Raw genomic sequence first — 25,396 nt, 5'->3', positions numbered from 1 at the left:
TTTCGCTCAGTCGCGGAGCAGCTCGTTGATGCCGGTCTTGGAACGGGTCTTTTCGTCGACCGTCTTGACGATCACGGCGCAATAGAGGCTCGGGCCCGGCTCGCCGTTCGGGAACGGCTTGCCCGGCATGGTGCCGGCGACGACGACGGAATAGGGCGGCACCTCGCCATAGCTGATCTCGCCCGTGGCGCGGTTGACGATCTTGGTCGACTTGCCGATGAAGACCCCCATGCCGAGCACCGAGCCTTCGCGGACGATGCAGCCTTCGACGACTTCCGAGCGGGCGCCGATGAAGCAATTGTCCTCGATGATGGTCGGGCCGGCCTGCATGGGCTCCAGCACGCCGCCGATGCCGACGCCACCCGAAAGATGGACGTTTTTCCCGATCTGCGCGCAGGAGCCGACGGTCGCCCAGGTGTCGACCATCGTGCCTTCGTCCACATAGGCGCCGAGATTGACGAAGGACGGCATCAGGACGACGTTCCTGGCGATATAGGCGGAGCGGCGGGCAACCGCGTTCGGCACGGCCCGGAAGCCGGCGGCGCGGAATTCGCTCTCGCCCCAGCTCTCGAACTTGGAAGGCACCTTGTCCCACCAGGTGGAGTTGCCGGGGCCGTTCTTGACCACTTCCATGTCGTTCAGCCGGAAGGAGAGCAGCACGGCCTTCTTCAGCCACTGATGCACGGTCCAGGCGCCGTCCGCGCCGCGGCTTGCGACGCGCGCCTTGCCGCTGTCGAGCAGGTTCAGCGCTTCCTCGACCGCATCGCGGATCTCGCCCTTGGTGGAAACCGTGACGCTCTCGCGGTTGTCGAAGGCGGTCTCGATGGTCTTTTCGAGGGAGGAGAAGTCGGGGCTGCTCATGGGAAATCCTTAAACGTCGCTCGATATCGTGATGGTGGGAGAGGTGGTTTTTGGCTTTCATTTGCTCTAAGCGACCGTCACTCAAGCGTCAATGTGAATTGGCGTCAACCGATGCTGGCGCCGGAAGGAACTGTAAAAATGGCAAGGGCGACAAAAGACGGACCGCGGCGCAAAGGCGGGATCTGGGATCCGCTGAAGGGCAATGTCGCGGACAAGCACGCAGCGGCGGGCCAGCCGAAGACCCCGCAGACGGAATCGCCCTCCTACCGGCTTGCCTATGCGGACGACGATTTCCTCAGCCGTGAGGAGCTGCGCCCGGTCCGCCTTCAGCTCGAGCTCATGAAGGTGGAAATGATGCTGGCCGAACGCGGCATCAAGTCGACCGTCGTGCTGTTCGGCGGCGCCCGTATTCCCGCACCCGGCCAGAACGCCTGGGCGGCCCGCAACGAAACGCAGAGCAACAACCTGGAGGCCGCCTCGATCTATTACGAGGAGGCGCGCAAGTTCGCGAGCCTCTGCGGCAAGCACTCCGCAGGTTCCAACTACCAGGAATATGTGGTGGTGACCGGCGGCGGCCCCGGCGTCATGGAGGCGGGCAACCGCGGCGCGACGGAAGCCGGCGCGCCCAGCATCGGCCTCAACATCATGCTGCCGCACGAGCAGGCGCCGAACCGGTTCGTGACCCCGGAACTCAGCTTCAATTTCCACTATTTCGCCATCCGCAAGATGCATTTCATGATGCGCGCCAAGGCGGTGGCGGTGTTTCCGGGCGGTTTCGGCACCCTGGACGAGATGTTCGAGGCGCTGACGCTCATTCAGACCAAGCGCATGGAGCGCATTCCGCTGATCCTGTTCGGCGAGAAGTTCTGGCGCGGCATCATCAATTTCGGCGCGCTTGCCGAATTCGGCACGATCGCGCCGGACGATCTGAACCTCATCAGCTTCGTGGAGACCGCCGAGCAGGCCTGGAAGATCATCTCGGATTTCTACGAGCACTAGACCAGATCGGCCTTCGGGATCGGATTCCGTTGCGATGTGCCGTCCGTTCGGCGGTGCAGCAGCAAAAGGCTGAAAAGCGTGCAGAAGGCGAAGATCGAGATCGCGAAGGCCAGCCACAGGGCGGCATGGGGGCCGGCAGACGCCACGATGGCGGCGAATGCCGGCGGCGCGGCGGCAAAGGAGAGGTTGAGCGGCACCGCGAGCCGCGCCGATGCGCGGGCATAGGCGCCGGTCGGGAAAATCTGCAGCGGCAGCGTGGCGCGGGTGACGGCGGTGATGCCGCTGGCAATGCCGTAGAGCGTGGCGAACAGCATGGCACCGACGAAGTTGCTGGTCAGCAGAAGGACGATGAAGCTCAGCGGGAACAGGACGGAGCCGGCAAGGCCGGTGACGAAGCCCGACCAGTGCCGGCCGCCGAGAAAATCGACCATGCGCCCCGCCCATTGGGCAATGCCGATAAAGGCGGCGGCCGTCAGCGCACTGGCGTGATCGAGGCCCGCAGCCTCGAACAGGATGATGATGGTGAGAGCAAAGCCCCATGTGAAGAAGCCGTTGGCGGCAAAGCTCATGGCGAGAAGGACGAAGCGCGGCCGGTCGATCGGGGCGGGCTCGGCCGTCGTCGCCGCGTCGGATTTTTCCCCCGGTCCTTGCCGTGGCCGGCGGGCAAGCGCGGTCCAATGCAGCGGCATGCAGACAGCGAGCATGAGGGCCGCATAGGCCAGCGTCGTCGTGCGCCAGCCCCATTCAGCCTGCAGAAGCCCTGTCAGCGGCCAGACGATGGTCGATGTCAGCCCGCCGGCAAGGATCAGCACGCTTAGCGCCTGGCGCGCTTTCTCGCCGGCGATCTCCGTCACCGCGATCTGCGCCGGCGTCGTCAGCATGCCGGCGCCGGCGATGCCGAGAATGATCCAGGACAGGAGATAGGACGCCGGACCATTGGCCAGGCCCATGATGAGCAGGCCGGCCGCGCCCACCGGCGATCCCAACACCATGATCGGGCGCGCGCCATAGCGCTCGAAGATGGTGCTCAGCGGCCAGGAGGCCATGGCCATGACGACAAGCATGACCGTCGGTCCCGCCATGATCATGGGCAGGGTCATGCCAAGTTCGGCGGCCATGGCAGGTCCGGTGACCGCAGGCAGCCAGAACGTGGCGCCCCAGCCGATGAGCTGGGTCAGCGACAGCGCGGCAACAGCACGGACTGTGGGCGAGCGGAACGGCCATCGAGGGAATCGACGGAACGGAAGGGTGATCGGCGGCATGATGAGGCTTGGTAATTGAAAGGTCTGTGCTGAATCGCATCCAGACTATGCAACGGTTTTGCGACAGCGATATAAAGACAGAAGTTCAAAGGTCGGGAAGCTGCCCTCAAAAGATCGGGACGCGCCTTGAAGGCCGGGCGTTGAAACGAAAAGACCCGCCCCCCTTGGGAGAAGGGGCGGGTCCTTCAGACGACTGCCGGAGCTAGTTCAGGGCCGAGGCCCCAGGGGCAGGGAACTAGAGGGGGCGGTCCGGCAGGTCGTCGATGGAAATGGTTCCGTCCTTGTTGGTGTCCATGCGGGCAAACAGCTTGTCGCTTGCGGCGGAAGCTTCGGCCTTGGTGATCTTGCCGTCGCGGTCCTCGTCGACCATGCGGAAGAAGCCGCCGCGCATCATGTGACCGTGACGCGGTCCGTCAAAGCGCGCTTCGCGCCGGTCGCGGTCGTGATGGTCCCAGCCGCGACGGTCCCAGGCATGGCGATCGCGATTCCGGCGGTCGTCGTCGCGCCGGTCCGCCCTCCGGTCCTGCTGATCGTCGCCGTTATCGGCCTGCTGCGGAGCGGGGTTGTTCTTGCGGAATTCTTCGCGCTTGGCCTGACGATAGTCGAAGAGTTCGCCGCGGGTGATCGTGCCATCCTTGTTGGCGTCGATCTCGGTAAACAGCGCATCCTGGCGGGCGGTCATCTCATCCTTGGAGACCTTGCCGTCCTTGTTGGTGTCGGCGTTCTTGAGCAGGCGGACGAACATCACGTCCTGCATGACGGCTCCCCTGCGGTCCGGTCCGCCGCGCCCGGGAGCTGCGATTGCCGGCAGGGCGGCTCCGGCGACGAGAGAGGCGGCGAGGGTCGCCAAAACGATCTTCTTCGCGGTCATCGAGGGGTCCTTTCCGGTTGCGTCGATAGCTTGAGGCTATGTCCCGCACCCGGTCAAAACCACTTAAACATCCGTAATGTGGATGAACTTTTGGTAAGCCTAATGAAACCTTAACCGGCGTTGAGGCCGCCGAGGAAGCCGGCAAGGTCGTCGGTCACGTAATCGATGTGATCGTCCTCGTCCGTCAGCTTTTCCCAGCGCTCCATCAGCACGTCGTCGAGATTGCGCGGCACGAGGAGGATCGTTCGCATGCCGAGCGCCTTCGGCACCTGCAGATTGCGCGGCAGATCCTCGAACATCGCGGCGTTCTTCGTGTCGACCCGGTGCAGGCTCGCGAACTTGTCGTAGGTGGCGCCTGCCGGCTTCGGCACATAGCCCGCCGCCACGATGTCGAAGATATCGTCGAAGTGGTCGAGGATGCCGAGCGCGCGGGCGGCGGCCTGCGCGTGGGGCACGCTGCCATTGGTGAAGATGAACTTGCGGCCGGGAAGCGCCTTGATCGCCTCGCCGAGCTCGGGATTGGGCAAGAGCGCCGAATAGTCGATCGCATGCGCCCGTTCCAGGAAGCTGTCCGGATCGATGCCGTAGTTCAGCATCAGGCCCTGAAGCGTGGTGCCGTGCTCGTGGTAATAGCGCTTTTGCAGCGCTTTCGCCTCCGCCGGCTCCAGTTGCAGCAGCTCCTGCACATAGGCCGTCATGTTGACGTCGATCTGCGCGAACAGATTGACGTGATGCGGGTAGAGCGTGTTGTCGAGATCGAACACCCAGTCGCGGATATGGGCGAAATCGGCGGGGTCGGGAGAGGTCTTCGGTTTCTTGTCCATGCCGGTCTTATGCACCGCCGGGCCGGCAAAGAAAATCGAAAAGGCGACCGGTTTCCGTCAAATCCGGCCTTGGCGGCCAGTCGGGGCGCGTGATACCGCCACGATATGGAACTCTGGATCCCCATCACCATCGGCGCTGCCTTCTTGCAGAACCTGCGCTCCGCGCTGCAGAAGCATCTGCAGGGTTCGCTCGGCACGCGCGGGGCGAGCTTCGTGCGCTTCGGCTACGGGTTTCCGGTGGCGATCCTCTATGTGCTGGCGCTGCATCATTTGGCCGGCTATCCGTTTCCGGCGCTCAATTGGACCTTTGCCTTCTGGGCGGTGATCGGCGGCCTTGCGCAGATCTTCGCGACCATCATGCTGGTGCACCTCTTCTCGCTGAGGAATTTTGCCGTCGGCACGGCCTATTCCAAGACGGAGCCGGTGCAGGCGGCGATCTTCGGCTTTATCCTGCTCGGCGAGAAGCTGACGCCCGGATCGGTCGCTGCGATCATCGTCGGCGTCGTCGGCGTGATGATGATTTCGATGGCGCGCATGCCGCTTTCCTGGCGGAACATACTGGTGGCACTGACGGGCCGCACGGCGCTGATCGGCATCGCCTCCGGCGCCGTCTTCGGCATTTCGGCGGTGGCCTATCGCAGCGCATCCCTCTCGCTCGGCGGACCGGGACCGGTCATGGAGGCGGCGGTGACGCTCGCCTGCGTGACGACGTTCCAGACGCTCTTCATGCTGGTCTGGATGTTCTGGAAGGACAGGCGCGAGATCGTCCAGGTGCTTCTTACCTGGCGTTCGTCCTCGCTGGTGGGGCTCGCCGGCGTCGTCGGCTCGGCCGGCTGGTTCACGGCGATGACGCTGCAGCAGGTGGCCTATGTGCGGGCGCTCGGCCAGATCGAGCTCGTCTTCACCTTCATGGCCTCCTATTTCCTCTTCCATGAAAAGGTCAACCGCATGGAAGTGGCGGGATGCCTGCTGATCGTCTGCGGCATTCTTGGTTTGCTCTTCTCGTGATCCGTGCCCGATTTGCGGCGGCATCCGTCGCAGAATCCGGTTAGGATGAGGCGTTCAACGGGAGGAATGATCCGATGTCTCAGAAGGACAAGGCAACCGCATTCGCCGCGCTTCACCAGAAGGGCAATCCGGTCATCATCTACAATATCTGGGACGCCGGCACGGCGAAGGCCGTGGCGGATGCCGGCGCCAGGGCGCTCGGCACCGGAAGCTGGTCGGTCGCAGCCGCCCAGGGCTATGCCGACGGGGAGAACCTGCCGCTGGAAGCGCTGCTCGCCACCGTGAGGTCGATCACCGCTGCGGTCGACCTGCCGCTGTCGGTGGATTTCGAGGGCGGCTACGCGGAGGATCCGGCGGAACTGGCGAGGAATGTCGGCAAGGTGATCGACGCCGGCGCGATCGGCGTCAATTTCGAGGATCAGGTCGTGCAGGGCAGCGGCATCTATCCGGCAGCACGGCAGGCAGAACGCATCCGGGCCGTGCGCGGGATGGCCGACGAGCGCGGCTTGCCCTTTTTCATCAATGCCCGCACGGACCTTTTCCTGCAGGAAGCGGACCGGGCCAGACATGCCGGCCTTCTCGAGGAGGCGATCGAGCGCGCCCGGGCTTATGCGGAGGCAGGCGGCAGCGGCTTCTTCGCGCCGGGTCTCGCAGACGACGATCTGATCGCTAGGCTCTGCGAAGCCTCGCCGCTGCCGGTCAACATCATGATGTTTTCCGGCGTCTCCGCTCCGAAACGGCTGGCCGAGCTCGGCGTCGGCCGCGTGAGCTACGGGCCGGGGCCTTATAGGGCGATGATGGCGAGGCTGAAGGAAGAGGCCGCGGCGGTCTTCGCCGCCGCCGGCTGATCTTCGGATTACGGGACGATCAGGGTGCCGGCGCCGCGCTCGGTGAAGATTTCGAGCAGCACGGAATGGGCGGTCTTGCCGTTCAGGATGACGACGCCCTGAACGCCCGCCTTGATCGCGTCGATGCAGGTCTCGACCTTCGGGATCATGCCGCCGGAGATCGTGCCGTCCTTGATGAGCGCCTGGGCCTGCGCCACCGTCAGTTCCTTGATCAGTTCCTTGTTCTTGTCGAGGACGCCCGGAACGTCGGTGAGGAAGAGCAGGCGCGTGGCGCTGAGCGCGCCGGCAATCGCGCCCGCGAACGTGTCGGCGTTGATGTTGTAGGTGGCGCCGTCGCGGCCGGGTGCGACCGGGGCGATGACCGGGATCATTTCCGACTTGGCGAGCAGGTCGAGCAGCGTGCGGTCGACCTCCACCACCTCGCCGACGAAGCCGAGGTCGAGGACGCGCTCGATATTGCTGTCGGGATCGACGACTGTCTTCTTGGCCTTCTCGGCGAAGACCATGTTGCCGTCCTTGCCGCAGAGACCGATCGCCCATTCGCCGGTCTGGTTGATCAGCGCGACGATCTCCTTGTTGATCGAGCCGGCCAGCACCATCTCGACGATCTCGACCGTCTTCTGGTCGGTGACGCGCAGTCCGCCTTCGAACTTGGATTCGATGCCCATCTTGGAGAGCATGGCGCCGATCTGCGGGCCGCCGCCATGCACGACGATCGGGTTGACGCCGGACTGCTTGAGAAGCGCGATATCCGCCGCGAATGCCTTGCCGAGCTCCGTGTCGCCCATGGCGTGGCCGCCATATTTCACGACGATGGTCTTGTTCTCGTAGCGCTGCATATAGGGCAGCGCCTGCGCCAGAAGCTTCGCCTGAAGTTCGCTGTCGGAAGCGGTCATCGAATTCCCCGTGATCTCTGAGTGGGGCCTTTTAGCGCATGTTTTTGACGGAGGAAATAATGCCCGGGCAGTTTAGCGGATTGACATGCAAGCTGCGGGCGTGCCTGTTGCATGGAAGACATCTGCGCAGGGAGGCGGGATGGATGCCGGTGAGGAGATTGCGGTTCTGATTTCGCGCGTGGCATTGCGCGATCGAACCGCGTTTTCCGCACTCTACACGGCAACGGCTCCGAAACTTTTCTCGGTGTGCCTACGTATCCTGAAGGATAGGACAGAAGCCGAAGATGCGCTTCAGGAAGTGTTCGTGAAGGTATGGCAGCGGGCGGACCGTTTCGCGGCGATCGGGACAAGCCCTATGGGTTGGCTCGTGGCAATCGCACGCAACCATGCCATCGATATTCTGCGTGCCCGCCGGCCCTTGGCCGATAGTATCGAGGAAGAGGGCCGGAGCCTTCCCGATTCCTCTCCGGACCCCGAGGTGGCAACCGTCGTCAAAGGTGAAGGAAGGCGCATTGACAGGTGTATGGAAGAGTTGGAATCTGATCGTGCCAGCGCAGTCCGCAGCGCATATGTGGAAGGTCTGACCTATCAGGAGCTGGCCGAACGCCACGGTGTGCCTTTGAACACCATGCGTACGTGGCTGCGGCGCAGCCTTTTGAAGCTGAGAGAGTGTCTGGACCGATGACGAGGCCGGAACAGAGCGAAGGAGACCGTTCCCGCGACGAGGTTCTCGCCGGCGAATATGTGCTCGGCGTCCTCTCCCTGGAAGACCGCAGGCGGGTCGAGGCGCGCATCGAGCACGATCGCGACTTCGCCGCCATCGTTGCGCGCTGGCAGGAGAACCTTACGCGTCTCGATGACGAATACGCACCCGTGCCGCCGCCGTCCCATCTGTTTCCGGCGCTGGAAGCGCGCCTTTTTCCCGATGCCGCGGCTGCCGGAGGGCGGCGCCCGGCCGGTCTGTGGAATTCGCTTTTCCTCTGGCGGGCGATTTCCTTCGCATCTATCGCCCTGCTGGTTACCTATGTGTCGCTCGACAGCGGCTGGATCGGCATCAGGCAGCCGGCAGCCCCCCTCGTCGCGGAAATGGTCGGAGAGGGCAGTTCCTTGGCGCTGATGGCGCATTACGATGCGCAGAACGGCCGTCTGCGGATCACGCCGGTGGCGGCAGGCGCGGCGGACGAGCGTTCGCTGGAACTCTGGCTGGTGCCCGGCGGCAGTGATCCCGCCATTTCGCTCGGAGTGCTGCCGCAATCGGGCGAGGGAGAGGTGGAAATTCCGGCGAACCTTCGAAGCCGCATCGCCGAAGGCGTGACATTGGCCGTCAGCATGGAGCCCTTCGGAGGTTCGCCCACCGGACAGACCACCGGCCCGGTCATAGCGGCTGGACAGACGAGGCGCCCTTGATGCGCCCGTGAGGCGCTGGCGGCTGATCGACAAAAAAATACAGGGCATCTGAAACTCTTCTTCCGAAAGCCTCGTCCCTGGTGATGTTCCCGATGAGGACGGGACGATCAACCACAAGAGGAAGAGGAAACGAAAATGTCGAAGCCCGCACTCCGCGCCCTTGCCGCGGCAGCCGTTCTTTCCGCCGGCATCCTGGCGGCTCATGCCGAGAACCCGAAGGTCGGCGGCGCGGCGATGTTCGAGGACAAGAACATCGTTGAGAACGCGATGAACTCCAAGGATCACACCACCCTGGTCGCAGCGGCCAAGGCTGCCGGCCTGGTGGAAACGCTGCAGGGAAAAGGCCCCTTCACCGTTTTCGCTCCGACCAACGCCGCCTTCGACGCCTTGCCGGCGGGCACGGTGGATACGCTCCTGAAGCCGGAAAACAAGGAAAAGCTTGCCAAAGTCCTGACCTGCCATGTGGTTGCGGCCGACGCCATGTCGTCCGCCATTTCCAAGATGGTCAAGGACGACGGCGGCGAGCACGACGTCAAGACCGTCGGCGGTTGCGTGCTCAAGGCCAAGCAGGACATGGGCAAGATCACCCTCACGGATGAGAATGGCGATGTGGCGAAGGTCACCATTGCCGACGTCAAGCAGTCGAACGGCGTGATCCACGTCATCGACCGGGTGCTTCTGCCGAAGATGTAGGAAAGGCGGGTCGCAATCGCGTTATCGTGGATACCCGGGCGCTTCCAGGCGCCCGGTTTCCGTTTCAGGTGCCCTGGCCGACCGTTTCGGCGATCGCCTGGCGCAATTCGTTGAGACCTTTTCCCTTCTCCGAGGAAGTCGAAAGCACTTCCGGATAGGCGGCCGGACGCCTGCGGATCTTCTCCGCCGTCTCGGCGATCAGCTTCGGTACGGCGGGTTCCTTGATCTTGTCGGTCTTGGTCAGCACGATCTGATAGGAGACGGCCGCCTTGTCGAGCAGGCCGAGGACCTCCTCGTCGTTCTTCTTGAGGCCGTGGCGGCTGTCGATCAGAACGTAGACGCGTTTCAAGGTGGCCCGGCCGCGCAGATAGTCGAAAACCAGCTTCGTCCAGGCATCGACCTGCTCCTTCGGCGCCTGGGCGTAGCCGTAGCCGGGCATGTCGACCAGCGCCATGGGCGGCAGGTCGGCGCCTTCGCCGGAATAGCCGTCCGGCACGAAATAATTGAGCTCCTGCGTGCGGCCCGGCGTGTTGGATGTGCGTGCCAGGCCTTTCTGACCGACGAGCGCATTGATCAGCGACGACTTGCCGACATTCGAGCGTCCGGCAAAGGCAACCTCGAGCGGCCCTTCCGGCGGCAGGAATTTCATCGAAGGCACGCCGCGGATGAAGATCCAGGGGCGGCCGAAAAGCGGCTTGTCGTCCGTGCTCTTGTCTGCGGGCATCGCGTCCTGTGGTCCTGTCTTTCGAGAACAAAAAACCGCTTCAGGGTTTTGAGCGGCAATGTCAAGCTTGGAAGGCTTGCGGGAAGGAGAAATGAAAAGCCCCGCCGGAGCGGGGCTTTAAAATCTATTTCGATGCCGCCGGTTTTCGTCGGAAGAGGCCCTTCAGATTGGAGAAGAGCTCGATCTTGGCGCCGTGGCGCTTCATGATCAGCGCCTGCTGGGTGATCGACAGCGTGTTGTTCCAGGCCCAGTAGATGACGAGGCCGGCCGGGAAGGACGCCAGCATGAAGGTGAAGACGACCGGCATCCAGGTGAAGATCATCGCCTGGGTCGGATCCGGCGGCGTCGGGTTCATGCGCATCTGCAGGAACATCGTGATGCCCATGACGAGCGGCCAGACGCCGATCAGCAGAAAGTGCGGCACGTCGTAGGGCAAAAGGCCGAACAGGTTGAAGAGCGACGTCGGGTCCGGCGCGGAAAGGTCCTGGATCCAGCCGAAGAAGGGCGCGTGCCGCATCTCGATCGTGACGTAGATGACCTTGTAGAGCGCGAAGAAGACGGGGATCTGCAGGAGCACCGGCCAGCAGCCGGCGATCGGATTGATCTTCTCCTCCTTATAGAGGGCCATCATCGCCTGCTGCATGGCCATGCGGTCGTCGCCATGCTTCGCCTTCAGCTCCTCGAGCTTCGGCTGCACGCGCTTCATGTTCGCCATGGAGGCGTACTGCTTGTTGGCGAGCGGGAAGAACAGCGCCTTCACCACGACCGTCGTCAGGAGGATCGCCACGCCGAAATTGCCCACGTGACGGAAGAAGAAATCCATCAGCTGGAACATCGGCTTGGTGATGAAATAGAACCAGCCCCAGTCGATCAGGCGGTTGAACTGCGGGATCGAATAGTCGGTCTCGTAGCGCGAGACGAGCGGCACTTCTTTGGCGCCGGCGAAGACCAGGTTCTTGAGCTCGGTCGACTGACCGGGCTGGATGGTCAGGTCGTCGCCCTTGTAGTCGGCCTGATAGCTCGCCTGCCCGCCGGTGAAGTGCGAGAAGCGCGTGACGTAGGGCAGCGTCTGCGGCGGAACGATGGTGGCCGCCCAGTACTTGTCGGTGATGCCGAACCAGCCGGTCGTCGCCTTCTCGTTGGTATACTGCTCTTCCTCGATATTGGAGTAGGTGTGTTCGCTGAGGCGGCCGCTTTCGCCCATCACGCCGATGAAGCCCTCATGGATGACCCAGACGGAAGGCGTCGCCGGCTTGTTGTTGCGGATGACGCGGCCATAGGGGGTCAGCGCCACCGGAGCAGCCGTCTTGTTGTCGACCTTGTCCGTGACCGTCAGCATGTAATGGTCGTCGACGGAGATCGTGCGGGTGAAGGTGATGCCCTTGTCGTTGGTGAAGGAAAGCGTCACCGGCGTCTGCTGGGTCAGCTTGTCGCCGCTTGCGAGCGTCCATTGGGTGCTCGTGCCGGGCACGGTGCCGATGGCTTCGTTGGGGATGTAGCCGAGCTCGGTGAAATAACCGTCGCGCGTATCCGACGGCGAGAAGAGCGTGATGATCGGGCTCGAGTCGTCCACGGTCTCGTGGTATTCGCGCAGCTTCAGGTCGTCGAAACGGGCGCCGGTCAGGTTGATGGAACCGATGAGCGCGGGCGTCTCGATCTGCACGCGGGGCGTTTTCGCAAGCGCCTGGTCGCGGGTGACGGTCGTCTGCGCAGGGTTGGCGCCCGGCAGGTTGCCGGTCGGCGTGCTCTGGGCGCCGGGGCTTTCCGGAGAGGTGGTCTGGGCGGCCTCGCCTTGAAGCGCGCGGCGAGCCTCCTCGGCGCGCTGCTGGGCCTCCATCCTCGGATTCATGTAGAGGAACTGCCAGGCAAGGACGATCAGCACCGAGAGCGCGATCGCGATGAAGTAATTACGGTTCTTTTCCATCATGCTTTCCTGGAACGGGTCTCCTCGGACCGCTTCGGTTTCGGCTTGCTTTCGATGCGATCGATAAGCTGTGCCGTCATATCCGCAAAGGGAGCCGTCAGCACCTCCCGCCGCGCGACAATCACATAGTCGTGTCCGTTCTTCATTGCAAATCCGGCAGATTGCCTCACCGCCTCCTTCAGGCGGCGGCGCATGCGGTTGCGTTCGACCGCGTTGCCCTGCTTCTTGGTGACGGTGAAGCCGACGCGCGGCGGCTCGTCCGGCGCGGCGCGGTCGAGGACCTCCAGAAGGAAGGTCCGGCCCCGGCGGCTTTCGCCTTCCCGGACGGCGAGGAACTGCGGCCGGCTCTTGAGCCGCCCGACAGTTTTCTTGTCTTTCGTTTCGCTCGTCATCGCCCGGTCATCTCGGGCATCCCGGCCTTAGGCCGAGAGACGCTTGCGGCCACGGGCGCGGCGTGCGGAAAGAACCTTGCGGCCGCCTTTGGTGGCCATGCGGGCACGGAATCCGTGGCGGCGCTTGCGGACAAGCTTGGACGGTTGATAGGTACGCTTCATTTATTTTAACACCGCGGTGTGCGGCCCTTCTTGGATTTTGCCGTCGTCACGACGGCAAGAGCGTTTCGGAAAAACGATCCGCGCAAACGGCTGCACGCGTGCAAGCCCGCCAGAGCTGAACGTGCGCGGCTTATAAGAGGACTTTGAAGGGAAAGTCAATCGCCGCCGGCCTTTTCGCCCGGATCTCTTCGCGTCCGCATATGCGGCCAAAGCGGAACTCGGCATGTCGATCGTCAAGAATTGCCGCGGCCCCTGCCTGCCTGATCTTCACCGTCGAAGTGCGGGAGGCGCAGGAAGCGAACCGGAGCCTTGCCAAGTATTGAGGCATTATACTCCCGGCCGCGCGGCGGGGGCTCTATTCGAATCTAAAGTATTTCTTAATGCATGAATGCTAATTTTAGCAATCAATGGAAGGAATTGCCGGCGGGACGGCGACTTCCTGCGTTTCATGGCGTGATGAGGGGAAAAGCAATGAAGATTCGAGGAAAGATCAATCTCCTCGTGGGCCTTATGAGCCTTGTGGCCTGCTTTATCGGCGGCATGGCTTTGTTTGCCATGGCGGAATACCGCACGATGATGACCGAATACGAGCTCGCCGCAGACCGCGCACACAAGGGCGAACACCTGAACCGCCTCGTCACCGCCGTCGTGATGGATTCCCGCGGCGTCTATATGTCGAAGGACACCAAGGAAGCCAAGAAATTCGGCGACGGCATTCTCGGCTATCTGACCGAGATGGACCAGCTTCTCAAGGATTGGGACGGGATCGTTCCCGCCGACGAGCGCGCCGCATTCGACAAGCTGCTGGCCCGCTCGAAGGAATTCACGGCGTTCAGGACCGAAACCGCCCGTCTCGGCCGCGAGGTGAGCCCCGCCGCCGCCAACGAGCAGGGCAACAACGACGCCAACCGCGAAAACCGCAAAGCCTATCAGGCCGAGATCGATGCGATCGTCAAGACGGACAAGGCCGTGCTGGCCGCGGTCGAGGAAAAGCTGAATACGTTCACCCACACGCTTTTCGTGCTGGTCTCCGCCGTCACTTTCGCGGGCGTGGCTGCCGGCGCCGGCTTCGGCCTCTATCTGGGCCGCCGGCAGCTCAGCCAGCCGATCATGAGCCTGACGAAGACCATGAAGCAGATCGCCGGCGGCGATTTCGATGCCGCAGTCACCGTGGGCGATCGGGTCGACGAGATCGGCGACATGGCCGCGGCCATCGAAGTCTTCCGCAAGAACGGGGCGGAAGTGGCCCGCATGAATGCCTCCGAGGCGGCCATGCGCGCCAGCAGCGACGAGCTCCAGGCCCGCATGGCGGACGTCGTGGCCGCCGCTGCCGAGGGGGATTTCACCCGCCGCATCGGCAAGCAGTGGGGCGACGAAGGTCTAGATCGGGTGGCGCGTACCGTCGATCAGCTCATGGCGAGCGTCGATGCCGGCGTTTCCGAAACCCGCCGCGTCGTGAAGAGCCTCGCCGAGGGCGACCTGACCGACAGCATGAAGGGCGACTTCAAGGGCGCCTTCGCCGAACTGCAGCACAACGTCAACGGCACGATGCAGACGTTGCGCGCCACGATGAACAATGTCCGCGTCGCAACCGGCTCGATGAACGGCGGCGCCACCGAACTCAGCAAGGCGGCGAACGATCTTTCGCGGCGGACCGAACAGCAGGCCGCGGCGCTCGAACAGACCTCCGCCGCCCTCGACCAGATCACCGCCGTCGTGAAGACCTCGACCGAGCGTGCTCATGAGGCGACCGTCATGGTCGGCGAAGCCAAGGAGAGTGCCGTGCAATCCGGCGAGGTGGTCCGCAACGCCGTGGACGCCATGGGCCGCATCGAGCAGGCTTCGCGCGAGATCGCCCAGATCACCAACGTCATCGACGAGATCGCCTTCCAGACCAATCTTCTGGCGCTGAATGCCGGCGTCGAGGCGGCTCGTGCGGGCGAGGCCGGCAAGGGCTTTGCCGTCGTGGCGCAGGAAGTGCGCGAACTCGCTCAGCGTTCGGCAAGCGCTGCGAAGGACATCAAGACGCTGATCAGCAAATCCGGCGAGGAGGTCGCCGGCGGCGTGCGTCTCGTCCAGAAGACGGGCGAGGCATTGTCCGAGATCGAAACGCGCGTGCTGCGCATCAACGACCATATCCATTCGATCGCCGTCGCATCCCGCGAACAGGCGACCGGGCTTGCCGAGGTCAACACGGCCGTCAACCAGATGGACCAGGTGACCCAGCAGAATGCCGCCATGGTGGAGGAAACCTCCGCCGCGACGACGAAGCTGTCCCTGGAAGCCGACAGCCTGTTTTCGCTCGTCTCGAATTTCAACATCGGTGACGGGGGGCAAAGCCCCGCGAGGCAGGAAAGGTCGCCGCGGCCGGTGCCAGCCGCGGGCCACCGGCCCCATGCCTCTCCGGTCAAGGCCATGACGGGCGCGCTCGTCCGCGCTTTTGCAGGCAGCGGCACCGCTCCCAGAGCCGCGGCCGCCGCAGCCGGAGATTGGGAAGAGTTCTGATCCGGCCGTTTCGGATAGCCGCCAGGCAGGCGGAGGCGGGAAACCGCCTCCGCCTTCTCTTTTGCACTGCAGTGAAGAGGGACTGGTAAATTGTAATCGAACCTCTAAAATAAGGGATCAGCCATAGCCCGCCGCCTGCCATACGCGGCGGGGTTGGAATTCGGAAATGGAGACCCCGCATGGACGACGAGGTTCGCACCTCGGAGCGCTCGGAGGCCTCGCCGGAAGGCGCAGGTCCGGAGCCGATGCCGCGTCTTTTCCGCGGTCTTTCCGGCAGGCTTCTGTGGCTCACCATGATCTTCGTCATGCTGGCGGAAGTGCTGATCTTCGTACCTTCCGTTGCGACGATGCGCATGAACTGGCTGCGCGACAGGCTGGATACGGCTGCCGCTGCGGGGATCGTCATCGACGGCCTCCAGCCGGCCGAGCTTCCCCGCGCGGTGCAGGACGACACGCTGCTCGCCACCGGCACCAAGGTGCTCGCACTCAAGAAGGACGGTACGTCGCGGCTGCTCGCCGCCACCGATACCCAGCCTCAGGTCGATCAGGTCTTCGATCTTGCCAACATGCCGATGCTCTCATCGATGCGCGACGCGCTCGATACGCTTGTCTTCGGCGGTGGCCGCGTCATGCGTGTCTTCGGGCCGGTCGGCGACAGCGACATGATCATCGAACTGGTCATGACCGACTATGCGCTGCGCAAGGACATGCTGAAATATTCGAAGACGATGTTTCTGCTGTCGCTGCTCATTTCGCTGATCACGGCCGTGCTGATCTTCCTGGCCATCAACCGCATGATGATCATGCCGATCCGCCGGCTGACCCACAGCATGCAGCTCTTCTCCGAACAGCCGGAAGATCCCGCCCGCGTGTTCGCCGGCGACCGGTCCCGCGGCGAGCTCGCCGTGGCCGGCCGGCACCTTACCGCCATGCAGGTGGAGCTGCAGCGCACGCTGAAGCAGCAGAAGAACCTTGCCGATCTCGGCCTCGCCGTCTCCAAGATCAACCACGACATGCGCAACATCCTGGCTTCGGCGCAGTTGATGTCGGACCGCCTGACGGATGTCGACGATCCGATGGTGCGGAGTTTCGCGCCCAAGCTGCTGCGGACGATCGACCGCGCGGTCGGTTATACGAGCGAGGTGCTCGCCTACGGCCAGGCCTCCGAGGCCGCGCCGCGCCGGCGGCGCATCCGGCTGGCCGATCTCTGCCAGGAAGTGCGCGACATTCTGGCGATCGATCCGGAGGCCGGCATCGAATTTCTCGAACAGGTCGGCGTCGATGTCGAGGTGGATTGCGACAGCGAACAGCTTTTCCGGGTCATCCACAATCTCTGCCGCAACGCGGTGCAGGCGCTGGTGAATTTCGATCCCGAGGATGCGGCCATGGTCCGGCGGATCACGGTCTCGGCGCACCGGGTCGGCAGCGTCGTCAGCATCACGATCGACGATACCGGTCCCGGCATGCCGCGCAAGGCGCGCGAGAACCTGTTCTCCGCTTTCCGCGGTTCGGCCCGTTCCGGCGGCACCGGTCTCGGCCTGGTGATCGCCCGCGAACTGGTTCTGGCGCATGGCGGCACGATCGCCCTCGTGGAGAAGCCGGGTCCCGGAACGCAGTTCAGGATCGAAATTCCCGACCGCCCGGTCTCGCTGGAGGATTACCGGGCCCGGGCCTGATGCAAATATATGTTGCTTCTCAACGGCTTGAGCGAGAAGTGACAGTAAAATGACGTGGCCCTCGGTAAAATCGCTTGCAATCCTTCGCGGCACCCATTAGAGGATCGCCACGCAAGCGGTGACGCGCCGCTCGCTTACGCACCCGTAGCTCAGCTGGATAGAGCACCAGACTACGAATCTGGGGGTCAGGAGTTCGAATCTCTTCGGGTGCGCCATTTTCCATCACCTCTAAATATGCCAGGGCTGCTTCCATCCGAAGCGCGCAAATAGGCAGCGCCTCGTCGATCGCTTGTCGCGAACGCTCGGCGCCCATTCGGGCTGCGGTCGCCGGATCGGCCTGGGCGGCTTCTGCCTAATACCTGCGGCGCCTGATCGACGAGACGAGGTAACCCAGTGCAAGCGTCATTGCTGCGACCGCAAGTCCGGTGCTGATCACGCCGGCCGGCGTGATCCTGGCGCTGCCTTGCAAAGTGATGTGCTTTCCCACACGCAGATCGAAAACCGACTTGATTTCCTCGGGATGCGAGGGGATCTCGGGCGAAGGTTCTTCTTGAACGACGGACATCTTGAAACTCCGGATCGGATGGACGACCGCCCGCACAGCGGCGGCGCAGCCAGGAACGGCATCGTTCCAGCATGACTGGAGCGTTCCTTTTCGAGGATACTCCGGCATGGACTGGACGAGAACCGGCGAAACGCGAGCAGCCGGTACCGTGGCGACAGCCATCACCCACGCGCGCAGCCCTTCCGTCGTGCGGCAGACACTTGCGCACACGAAATCCCTCCCCAAACGAAGGTGGATCGGGCGTTTTCATTTCCGGACGTATCGGCAATCTTTAATTGCATTTGTATATTTTAATATAAGAATAATTGAATGGAATGATTGATGGTGGCCGCAATTCGAGGGGCGCTGCAGCAGGCCGTCGCGCGCAGTCCTGCACCGAACAGTGTGAGACTGCCCCTGGGATCGCGTTGAGTTTCCGTGACGCAGATCGGTTCATTCGACCTGTAGCATCCAAAGTACTTTAGCTGAAAAATCCCAATAAAAACAGGTTGAAATCCCGCTTTTCAGGCCTTTCCGCGCGGTCGGTACAGTAGAGAAAAGCATATGGGTGCATCCGAGCGGCGAAAGAGATTCAGGATTATCTGAGAAATACGCAATTTTATTCAAATTTTATCTATTAACCGAATGCTAATGATCTTCTTAACCTCCGAATAAATATTAGCTAGTCATTACTCAATCGGAGGTAATGGCATTGCAGGATTTCGACACCGGCTCGCCGGAAAACTCGGACAGGGTTTGCGCAATCACGGATGGCTGCCGGCTGCAGTGTCCTGGAGGTGAAGCTTCCGCCATCTGCTCGGCGCCGGGCGCGCAGGGCCTGGGACCGGAAGACGAAGCGAAGCCGGCATCGGATGCGGCGGGACCTCCGATTCAGGGCGATCCCCTTGCATTCCCGAGCGTGCTGCTCGGGGGATTGCCGATCACGGCGGTCGATCGCCGAAGTGCGGCCTCGCTGATGATCGCAATTGCGCGAAGGCGTCGTCACGACAGCCGGCCCTACTATTTCACCTCGGCGAACGGCGAGGTCATTGCGCGCGTTCATGCGGATCCGAAGATCGCCAGCCTGTTTCTGGAAGCCGACCAGATCCTTGCCGACGGCCAGCCGCTCGTCACGGCTTCGCAATGGCTGTGCAGGGTAAAGCTCCCGGAGCGGGTGGCTACCACCGACCTCTTCCACGACGTCGCGCGGCTCGCCGAGAAGGAAGGCATAACCTTCTATCTGCTGGGATCGACCGAGGCGGAAAACCTCAAGGCCGTGGCCGCGATACGGGCGCGTTACTCCGACCTGCGCATCATCGGCCATTGCCACGGTTATCTCGCCGGGGAGGCCCTCGAGCAGAAGCTCGACGAAATCAATGCGCTCGCGCCGGATATCTTGTGGCTCGGCCTCGGCGTTCCGCGCGAGCAGATCTTCGTCCACGACTTTGCCGCCCGGCTGGCCAATGTCGGTATCATCAAGACCTCCGGCGGACTTTTCGACCACCTGGCCGGGAAGACGCGGCGCGCGCCGCTCTGGATGCAGAAAGCGGGCTTCGAATGGTTCTGGCGCATGCTGATGGAGCCGCGCCGGCTTTTCTGGCGGTATATCACCACCAACCCCCGCGCTCTCTATGTGATCCTGCGCTATTCGAAATGACTGCCGGATGCTCTTCGCGCGGCGACGTCTTGCGGCCTTTCAGCCGAAGATGACGAGTTCGGTGAATGTCAGGTCGCCGGGAGAGGGCGGTTTCGGACCCTTGAAATATTTCGGTCCGCTGCCTGCAAAATACCGGCCTGTCAGGCCGGGCACCTGCCCGTTGGCGTCGACGATGCAAAGGAACGTTCCTCTTCGCAGCAGGAAACGGCCGATTGCTCCGGCGCATTGGCTCAGCTCCTCGGGCGATCGGCAGTAGATGACCTGGTTGCACGGGACGAGGCCCCGCACTATGCGGCGCGCCTTGAAGACGAAGGGAAACACCTTCCCCTCGCCGACGCAGAGCAGCGAGCGGCAGCCGAGCGCCGCGTGTTCCAGAAGGATCTCCCTGTCGCTGTCGGACAGCATGGCCATTTCGGGCAGATCGGAGCGGGCGTCAAGCACGCGGTAGGCCGGTTTGACGGGGCTCAATGCCGGCAGGAAGGCGAACTGCCCGTTGGAAAAGCGGCGGAAACCGAGCGCTTCGTTGACCTTGATCGTCTCGGGCGCCGGCGAAACGTTGATGTAGGTCACGTTCTTCTTTCTGAATGCGGCCATGACCATCTTGCCCGCAAAGGGGCGAAATTCCGGATCGACCGCCCAGCTTGAAAGATTGCAGCGGATTTCTTCGCCTTCCTGCCCCTGATGACGGAAATAGAGCGCCAGCAGAACACCGACGATCTGTCCGGACATATCCAGGGCAAAGCCGTATTGGGGCAAGTCGGCGACGACGGGCCGCCGTGCCATCCGGCTCAGGGCCCGCTTCCAGTAGCTTGGGGGGCGCTCCGGAAAGCCTCTGCTGAGGCATTCGGCGACGCCGTCCCAATCGTCTTCGTGAATCGGCCGGCAGGTGAGGCCAGGGGGAAATGCGCCTAAAACAGCCACGATCAACTCCGCAACATTACTGGCGTGGTGGTATATGTCTTACGTTGAAATACATATTAGCGTATCCTCATTAATAAAAATTTGCCGTGGCGCCCGCTGGCAGGTATCGCATCTGTGCTGATGCCGGTGACTATCCGAAGCGGGTTCTTGCCATTCCCATTTCGCGCCAACGCGTGCCCAGCGAAATGCCGACGAGCAGCAGACAGAAACCGAGAGCGAGGGGGGAGAAGAACGCCTCCTCCTGCAGCACGGCATTGGCCGAGATCGTGACGATCGCGACAAAGGCGAAGAGGAAGTCGGGTTCGCCCGTTTCGATCAGGTGTTTGCGCGCGGACAAGGCGAGCGCCGCCAGAAAACCGAAAAAGGCGAAGCTGCCTATTCCCATCTGGTAAAGCATGACGCCGACGGCGCTTTCGACGGGAACCGAGGCGACGCCTTCTCCCTGGGCCCGCCCCCAATCGAGATTGACGCTGGTGCTCGAGAGATTGCCGCCGATGCCCAATCCCTGCCCCAGCGGGTTGGACAGAAACTCCCGAACACCCGCGATCAGGCCGAGAACATGGTAATCGCCATGCGTGGCACCATAGGCGGTTGCCGCCGTGGTCCAGATCGCCGCCAGCGCAACCACGGCCACGAGTGTCGATCGAGCCCGGGCCGGATGATAGATCAGCCGTGCGGCGAGCGCGACGGCCAGCATGAATGTGGCGCCCTTCGAGCCGATCACGAGAAGCAGGGGCAGCGCAGCGGCGGGCAGCAGCCAGCGCCCCTTGAAGAGAAGCCAGGCAGACAGGATGCTCAAGCCATAGGCATAGCTGATCGGGTGAAAATTCGGGCCGCCATTGCGGAAGATCGGCGGGAAGAGATCGCTGAAAAGCCGGATGTTGAAGAAGGTCGTCATCATCGTGTCCTCCAGGCCGCGGAGCACGAATCCCGTTTCCCTGAGCGCTTTCTCCCACACGCCGGCCTCGATCTGCTCCTTGAGGCCGCGCTGGATGTAGAGATCGCCGTGGAACAGGCCGAGGAAGTCCATTCTGAAGATCTGCTCCAGATAGCCGTAGGCGACCGCGCCGGCGCAGAGCCAGAGCATGCTCTTGCGGATGTCGACGGGATAGAGGCTGGCGGCCAGGACGGCAATGTGGAAGCAGGCCAGGGGCGTGATCGTATTGCGGAAGTAGATGACGGCATCCTTGGGGCCGCCGCGCAGGGCTCCCAAGGCAAAATAGAAGCAGACCAGCCCGCACAGCGCGAAAGTGAAGAGCAGCCAGGGGCGCAGTTCGGTCACGCTGCGCACGCGATATTGAAACGATGCCAGGAAGAAAATGCCGAAAGCGGTCATCAGCATGACGAAGTTGGCGCCGCGCAACGCATCGAACGTATTGTCGTCGGGCACAAAGGGGGTGAACCAGGCGACGACGAGGTTCTGGTAAAGAAAGGCGCAGGCGATGACGACGGGAATGGCCCAGGGCAGGGCGATCGAGAGGGTCAGCGTCAGCAGGAACGTTGCGGCGATCCCGAACGGGGTCCAGACGGCGAAAGCCGCGACGGCCGCAACGACGGCGAGGAACGCGACGCAGAGGTGAAACAGGGCGTCGGGGTCTTGCCATCTAAGATCTTCGGTGCCGAATCCGGTCGGCGTCCTGGTGATGTTCATTGCCGGTCTTTCCCGCGCTCCGCTGCATGCCGTGCAGGGAAACGGTGTCTCTCTTTTCGTGTCAGCGCCTCTATCCGTCTCCGATGAGGGCGGCGATCATCGATCGGTCGAACCCTTCCGTGCTCAGCCGGCTCCCGATGAAGCCGAATCCCTGGTCGAGCTCCCAATAGGTCCAGCCGATCCCGTGCGCCTCGGCCGCCTGGCGGACGGCGCGGACCCAGAATGTGCGGCTTTCGGCATCCACGCAGAAATTGAGGACGCCGAACTCATTCATCATCACCGGGCAGCCCTGTGTCTTCGACCAGTGTGCGAGCCCGGCAAATTCGGCCGCGATCGCCGCTTCCGTCCATGGCGTCGACGATTGCTCCTCGATCAGGGTTGCCGCCTGCTCGTCGCCGGCCGCCCGCAGCTCTTCGATGAACTCGCGGATGCGCGGCGTATCCTTCGTGGCTGGAAAAGGCAGGTTGGCGATCCGGGCAAGCGGCGATGACGTATCCCAGGTCTGGCATTGGTGCGTGAAAGCCATGGGCGCGTAGAAATGGATGGCGGCGATCTGGTTGTCGTCGGCAAGCGGCGGCGTGTCGTTCAGCTCCCAGATGCCCTGGTAGGGGGCCGGCCCCCAGACCAGCGTATGAAGCGGGCATCTGTCCCGCACGGTTTCGGCAAGCCGGTCCCGCAGGGGGATCCATGCGCCTCGTTCCAGGGGCGGTTCGTTCAGGAGTTCCGGATAAACGGAACTTGCCGGCAGATCGGCAATGACGTCGCGAAGGGCCGTCCAGGCCCGGGCGGCCCTCTCGGCTCCCGCATCGAAATCATCTCGCAAGGCGGTGTGAAGACTTGCGGAAGGGTGCATGTCGACGATGACGGCAAAGCCTCGGCCGACGAGGTTCATCACCCCGTCGCGGATCCGGTGGAGCGCCGCCGTATCGCCCGCCGATATGAGGTCGCCGTTTACCGGCAGCCGGACCGACTCGAAGCCCGTCTGGCGAAGCTTTTCGAGCACCGCTTCGCTCGGGGCTATCCCATCTTTCCGGTCGAGCCAGTCCGGCAGGTTGAACCCGCGCGAAGGAACGGCAGGCTCGGCCGCCTGTGCCGAACCGGACAGAGGGAGGGAAAGCGCCGTAAGGGCGGAGCCACCCGCAAGCGTCAGGACGCGCCTGCGGGTGATCGTCGCCGTTCGGTATCCGCTATTCGTCAGCCGCATGACCACGCCTTCCCAAGACGCCGCGCGCCCATTCTCCATCCTCGGCCGGCCGGAGGTGCCGGGCTGCCTGGTTTTCGGCCGCCTCCATGCTCTCGGGTATTATCGCAAGCGTGGCGCACCGGCGGATTTGGCCGGCATCGAGACGTTGCCGCAGCAGCGTGAGGGCTTCGGAAGTTTCCTCGGATGGGCCAAGTGCAAAAAGCATGAGGTCCGCATCCACGAAAAGCTCCGCGTCCCAGCTGCTGTCGGTGATGGAAGGGGCCATGACGAGCACGAAATCGAATGCCCCGGCATCTGTCAGGATGTCGTTCATGGTGAGGCGATCCCGCGATGCCGGACCGCCTTCCGCCGCGGCATTGTACATGACGGTTTGGAGGCCGCTTGCGCTGTCGACGAACATGCCCGTGCCGCGTCGCGCCGGAATTTCCAGTCCCGGCCGGCGGCCGAACTCGACGACGAGCACGTTTTGGTCCGCCTGTTCAAGGCCGATCCCGATCATGGCGCCTGCAAGTTTCGCTTCGAGAGGGTCATGGGTCGAAGACACCGCGAGCACGTAGGGTTTGGGATGCTCGGTAAGGTGGGAGATGATCCGCCGTACGAGCTGCAGCAGGTCGCGCGAGAAGGCCTCGCTGCCCGCTTGGGAAAACCGCCTCCTGATTGCCCTTATGCTTGCATGCACGCCGGTGCCGGCCGCCCCGGGCCGGCGGTATTCTCCAAGGTCGGCAGGTGCGGTCGATATGTCGCCTTTGGGGAGCTCGACCGTTTGCGGACGGCTCCTTGCAGGGCCTTCCGGGCCGTCTTCCGGCGGATGGGCGGGTCCGCGCATCAAGGCAAGACCGCATCCGGCGAGGAGGCCCAGGGCGGCACTCACCGGCAAAAGCAGAAACGGTTTCGGCCATGTCGGTTGCACCGGCGGAGCGGCCGCGCTGATCACCCGCGCCTCGGAGAGCTGGAGACCTTGCAGCTGCGCCGTTTCCTCGGCGCGCTTCAGGAAGTCGTCGAGTACGGTGCGGGCCGCCTGGGCTTTGGCCTCCAGCCGCCGTAACTCCACCTGCGCCACGTCCGAGTTCTCCGACTGACGGCGCAAGTCGTCGAGCTTCGCCTGAAGCGTTGCCACGTTTTGTGCGGCGAGATCGTATTTCGCCTTCAGCTCCCGCGTTATCCGCTTCGCCTCCGCGGCCATGAGGCCCCTGGTCCTGTTCAGCTCGGACTGAAGCCGCTTGATGGTGGGATGCCGCGGTTGGTAGACGATTTCGTAACTGGCAAGCTCCGCCGCGCGCTGATTGTAGTCTTCGCGCAGCTTTTCGGTCGTGCTGGAGGAAAGTATTTCCGAGAGCCGGTCGAGGCCGGCCGGCAAGGTGCCCGCGGCCAGTGCCTGATCATACTTGTCCTTCGCCTGGTCGGCGTCTCCTCGCGCGACGATCAACTGGCTGGTGAGCTGGTCGATCTGAGACTGCAGGGTGCCTCCGGAAGCAGGATCCAGAATCTGATGCCTGGATTTGAAATCCGCAACCGCGCGCTCGGCGTCGCCGACATTCTTCTGAAGGCCGCCGATCCTGTCTGCAAGCAGGGAGTTCACGTCGCTGTTGGCGGTCTCCCTTTCTCCCGCAAGGCCCGCTCTGTAGCGGCCGACGATCGCATTGGCGATGCGTGCCGCCTTGTCGGAGGATTGGGACTTGAAACTGACGTCGATCACATAGGTGAGGCCGGCGCGCTCCGCCGAGACCGCGCGTTGAAAGCGCTTGAAGGTCGAATCCTTCGCAAGAGCATCGTCCGCGTAAAGGAACGACAAAAGACCGCGATCCGAAAATTCGGAATCGTTCTCGATGCCTTCGCTTTCGAAGACATCCATCAGCAGATCGCGCGATTCAATGATGAACACCTGGCTTGCGATGGCGGCGCTGTCGGGGCCGATTCCGGGAAGAACGCTGTTGAAATTGGTGGCGTGGGAATCGCGCGGATCGATCAGTATCGATGCCGTCGCCGTGTAGCTCGGCTTCGCCACCGCAAGATAAAGGAGCGTCAACGCCAGCATCGCGCCGACGCATGCCAGCACCGTCATCCGACGTTGCCAAAGGACGCTCCAGATCGCTTCGACATCGAACAGCGGCGGAAAGGTGCGCTCGTCAATGCTAAACGGTTTCATCCTTCCGTCCCCCAGCCGCCGGTTCCCTGCCCCAAGTCACAGGGCAGTATCGATTATCAACATTAGCTATCCGTTAAATTCGCTACCATTGAGTGCGTGATCTATCCGGAGCGCCGGTAACCATGCCGCCAGTTCGTTGTGGCGCGGCCGCTTGTTTTCGCGTTATTCAGAAGCGCATTCCGCTGCGCGGTTTGCCGGCTGCCGATCTGGATATATCTTCT

Annotated in this window: 23 protein-coding genes and 1 tRNA gene; 10 read left to right on the top strand and 14 right to left on the bottom strand. The window is 63.0% G+C overall.

Annotated features, from left to right (window positions below; all coding sequences use genetic code 11):
- Positions 1-6: 6 nt before the first annotated feature.
- Positions 7-861, bottom strand: a complete 855-nt coding sequence (gene dapD, locus QTA58_RS06010) for a 2,3,4,5-tetrahydropyridine-2,6-dicarboxylate N-succinyltransferase (protein WP_289672084.1) — start codon at positions 859-861, stop codon at positions 7-9.
- 138 nt (positions 862-999) lie between these two features.
- On the opposite strand from dapD, the gene QTA58_RS06005 reads away from it, so the two are divergent.
- On the top strand, positions 1,000-1,860 hold the full coding sequence (locus QTA58_RS06005; protein WP_289672083.1) for an LOG family protein: 861 nt from the start codon (positions 1,000-1,002) through the stop codon (positions 1,858-1,860).
- Here QTA58_RS06005 and QTA58_RS06000 read toward each other — a convergent pair.
- From QTA58_RS06000 to QTA58_RS05990, 3 genes are all read right to left on the bottom strand, one after another.
- On the bottom strand, positions 1,857-3,122 hold the full coding sequence (locus QTA58_RS06000) for an MFS transporter (protein ID WP_289672082.1): 1,266 nt from the start codon (positions 3,120-3,122) through the stop codon (positions 1,857-1,859). The two genes, QTA58_RS06005 and QTA58_RS06000, sit on opposite strands and share 4 nt — an antisense overlap.
- Positions 3,123-3,357: 235 nt before the next feature.
- Positions 3,358-3,993 (bottom strand): hypothetical protein, encoded by a 636-nt coding sequence (locus tag QTA58_RS05995; protein WP_289672081.1) that lies wholly within the window; start codon positions 3,991-3,993, stop codon positions 3,358-3,360.
- A gap of 110 nt (positions 3,994-4,103) precedes the next feature.
- On the bottom strand, positions 4,104-4,817 hold the full coding sequence (locus QTA58_RS05990; RefSeq protein WP_085422157.1) for a pyrimidine 5'-nucleotidase: 714 nt from the start codon (positions 4,815-4,817) through the stop codon (positions 4,104-4,106).
- A gap of 105 nt (positions 4,818-4,922) precedes the next feature.
- Between QTA58_RS05990 and QTA58_RS05985 the strand changes: the two genes are divergently transcribed.
- Together QTA58_RS05985 and QTA58_RS05980 are read left to right on the top strand one after the other, a co-directional pair.
- Positions 4,923-5,825 carry a DMT family transporter gene (locus QTA58_RS05985; protein ID WP_289672080.1) on the top strand — a complete coding sequence of 301 codons (903 nt, stop codon included), beginning with the start codon at positions 4,923-4,925 and terminating at the stop codon, positions 5,823-5,825.
- Positions 5,826-5,899: 74 nt separating this feature from the next.
- A complete protein-coding gene (locus tag QTA58_RS05980) occupies positions 5,900-6,673 on the top strand; it encodes an isocitrate lyase/phosphoenolpyruvate mutase family protein (protein ID WP_289672079.1) in 774 nt (257 codons plus the stop codon).
- Positions 6,674-6,681: 8 nt separating this feature from the next.
- Here QTA58_RS05980 and argB read toward each other — a convergent pair whose 3' ends face one another.
- Positions 6,682-7,569 carry an acetylglutamate kinase gene (argB, locus tag QTA58_RS05975; protein ID WP_085422160.1) on the bottom strand — a complete coding sequence of 296 codons (888 nt, stop codon included), beginning with the start codon at positions 7,567-7,569 and terminating at the stop codon, positions 6,682-6,684.
- Between the two features lie 139 nt (positions 7,570-7,708).
- On the opposite strand from argB, the gene QTA58_RS05970 reads away from it, so the two are divergent.
- The 3 genes from QTA58_RS05970 (at position 7,709) to QTA58_RS05960 (ending at position 9,669) form a co-directional block, all read left to right on the top strand.
- Positions 7,709-8,254 carry a sigma-70 family RNA polymerase sigma factor gene (locus QTA58_RS05970; RefSeq protein WP_085422161.1) on the top strand — a complete coding sequence of 182 codons (546 nt, stop codon included), beginning with the start codon at positions 7,709-7,711 and terminating at the stop codon, positions 8,252-8,254.
- A complete protein-coding gene (locus tag QTA58_RS05965; RefSeq protein ID WP_289672078.1) occupies positions 8,251-8,976 on the top strand; it encodes an anti-sigma factor in 726 nt (241 codons plus the stop codon). The genes QTA58_RS05970 and QTA58_RS05965 overlap by 4 nt, the downstream gene beginning before the upstream one ends.
- A 135-nt stretch (positions 8,977-9,111) precedes the next feature.
- Complete coding sequence (locus QTA58_RS05960) at positions 9,112-9,669, top strand: fasciclin domain-containing protein (RefSeq protein WP_289672077.1); 558 nt, start codon at positions 9,112-9,114, stop codon at positions 9,667-9,669.
- Positions 9,670-9,733: 64 nt separating this feature from the next.
- Here QTA58_RS05960 and yihA read toward each other — a convergent pair whose 3' ends face one another.
- The 4 genes from yihA to rpmH all read right to left on the bottom strand — a co-directional run bounded on the left by yihA (position 9,734) and on the right by rpmH (position 12,871).
- Positions 9,734-10,393 (bottom strand): ribosome biogenesis GTP-binding protein YihA/YsxC, encoded by a 660-nt coding sequence (gene yihA, locus QTA58_RS05955; protein WP_289672076.1) that lies wholly within the window; start codon positions 10,391-10,393, stop codon positions 9,734-9,736.
- Between the two features lie 124 nt (positions 10,394-10,517).
- A complete protein-coding gene (gene yidC, locus QTA58_RS05950; protein WP_085422165.1) occupies positions 10,518-12,317 on the bottom strand; it encodes a membrane protein insertase YidC in 1,800 nt (599 codons plus the stop codon).
- Positions 12,317-12,709, bottom strand: a complete 393-nt coding sequence (gene rnpA / locus QTA58_RS05945; RefSeq protein ID WP_085422166.1) for a ribonuclease P protein component — start codon at positions 12,707-12,709, stop codon at positions 12,317-12,319. Before rnpA ends, yidC begins: the two co-directional genes overlap by 1 nt.
- Before the next feature lie 27 nt (positions 12,710-12,736).
- A complete protein-coding gene (gene rpmH, locus QTA58_RS05940) occupies positions 12,737-12,871 on the bottom strand; it encodes a 50S ribosomal protein L34 (RefSeq protein ID WP_081953029.1) in 135 nt (44 codons plus the stop codon).
- Positions 12,872-13,342: 471 nt separating this feature from the next.
- On the opposite strand from rpmH, the gene QTA58_RS05935 reads away from it, so the two are divergent.
- The 3 genes from QTA58_RS05935 (at position 13,343) to QTA58_RS05925 (ending at position 17,267) form a co-directional block, all read left to right on the top strand.
- Positions 13,343-15,376 carry a methyl-accepting chemotaxis protein gene (locus tag QTA58_RS05935; RefSeq protein WP_289672075.1) on the top strand — a complete coding sequence of 678 codons (2,034 nt, stop codon included), beginning with the start codon at positions 13,343-13,345 and terminating at the stop codon, positions 15,374-15,376.
- Positions 15,377-15,621: 245 nt separating this feature from the next.
- Positions 15,622-17,052 carry a HAMP domain-containing sensor histidine kinase gene (locus QTA58_RS05930; protein ID WP_234811214.1) on the top strand — a complete coding sequence of 477 codons (1,431 nt, stop codon included), beginning with the start codon at positions 15,622-15,624 and terminating at the stop codon, positions 17,050-17,052.
- A gap of 138 nt (positions 17,053-17,190) precedes the next feature.
- Positions 17,191-17,267, top strand: a tRNA-Arg gene (locus QTA58_RS05925).
- A 137-nt stretch (positions 17,268-17,404) separates the two neighbouring features.
- On the opposite strand, the gene QTA58_RS05920 is transcribed toward QTA58_RS05925, so the two are convergent.
- Positions 17,405-17,617, bottom strand: coding sequence for a hypothetical protein (locus tag QTA58_RS05920; RefSeq protein ID WP_085423346.1), 213 nt, complete (start codon positions 17,615-17,617; stop codon positions 17,405-17,407).
- A 685-nt stretch (positions 17,618-18,302) separates the two neighbouring features.
- Between QTA58_RS05920 and QTA58_RS05915 the strand changes: the two genes are divergently transcribed.
- Positions 18,303-19,253 (top strand): WecB/TagA/CpsF family glycosyltransferase, encoded by a 951-nt coding sequence (locus tag QTA58_RS05915; RefSeq protein WP_289672074.1) that lies wholly within the window; start codon positions 18,303-18,305, stop codon positions 19,251-19,253.
- A gap of 39 nt (positions 19,254-19,292) precedes the next feature.
- Here the strand turns inward: QTA58_RS05915 and QTA58_RS05910 are convergent, their stop codons facing one another.
- From QTA58_RS05910 to QTA58_RS05895, 4 genes are all read right to left on the bottom strand, one after another.
- Positions 19,293-20,174 carry a hypothetical protein gene (locus QTA58_RS05910; protein ID WP_289672073.1) on the bottom strand — a complete coding sequence of 294 codons (882 nt, stop codon included), beginning with the start codon at positions 20,172-20,174 and terminating at the stop codon, positions 19,293-19,295.
- A 130-nt stretch (positions 20,175-20,304) separates the two neighbouring features.
- Entirely contained in the window at positions 20,305-21,825 is a 1,521-nt protein-coding gene (locus QTA58_RS05905; protein WP_289672072.1) for a hypothetical protein, read from the bottom strand.
- Positions 21,826-21,895: 70 nt separating this feature from the next.
- Positions 21,896-23,029 (bottom strand): cellulase family glycosylhydrolase, encoded by a 1,134-nt coding sequence (locus QTA58_RS05900; RefSeq protein WP_289672071.1) that lies wholly within the window; start codon positions 23,027-23,029, stop codon positions 21,896-21,898.
- On the bottom strand, positions 23,013-25,175 hold the full coding sequence (locus QTA58_RS05895; RefSeq protein WP_289672070.1) for a GumC family protein: 2,163 nt from the start codon (positions 25,173-25,175) through the stop codon (positions 23,013-23,015). Before QTA58_RS05895 ends, QTA58_RS05900 begins: the two co-directional genes overlap by 17 nt.
- Positions 25,176-25,396 lie beyond the last annotated feature (221 nt).

The organism is Neorhizobium sp. CSC1952 (assembly GCF_030378245.1).
In the GTDB taxonomy this organism is placed as follows: domain Bacteria; phylum Pseudomonadota; class Alphaproteobacteria; order Rhizobiales; family Rhizobiaceae; genus Neorhizobium; species Neorhizobium oryzae_A.
Note: the sequence above shows the minus strand (reverse complement) of the source record. Positions and strands in the feature narration are given on the sequence as shown.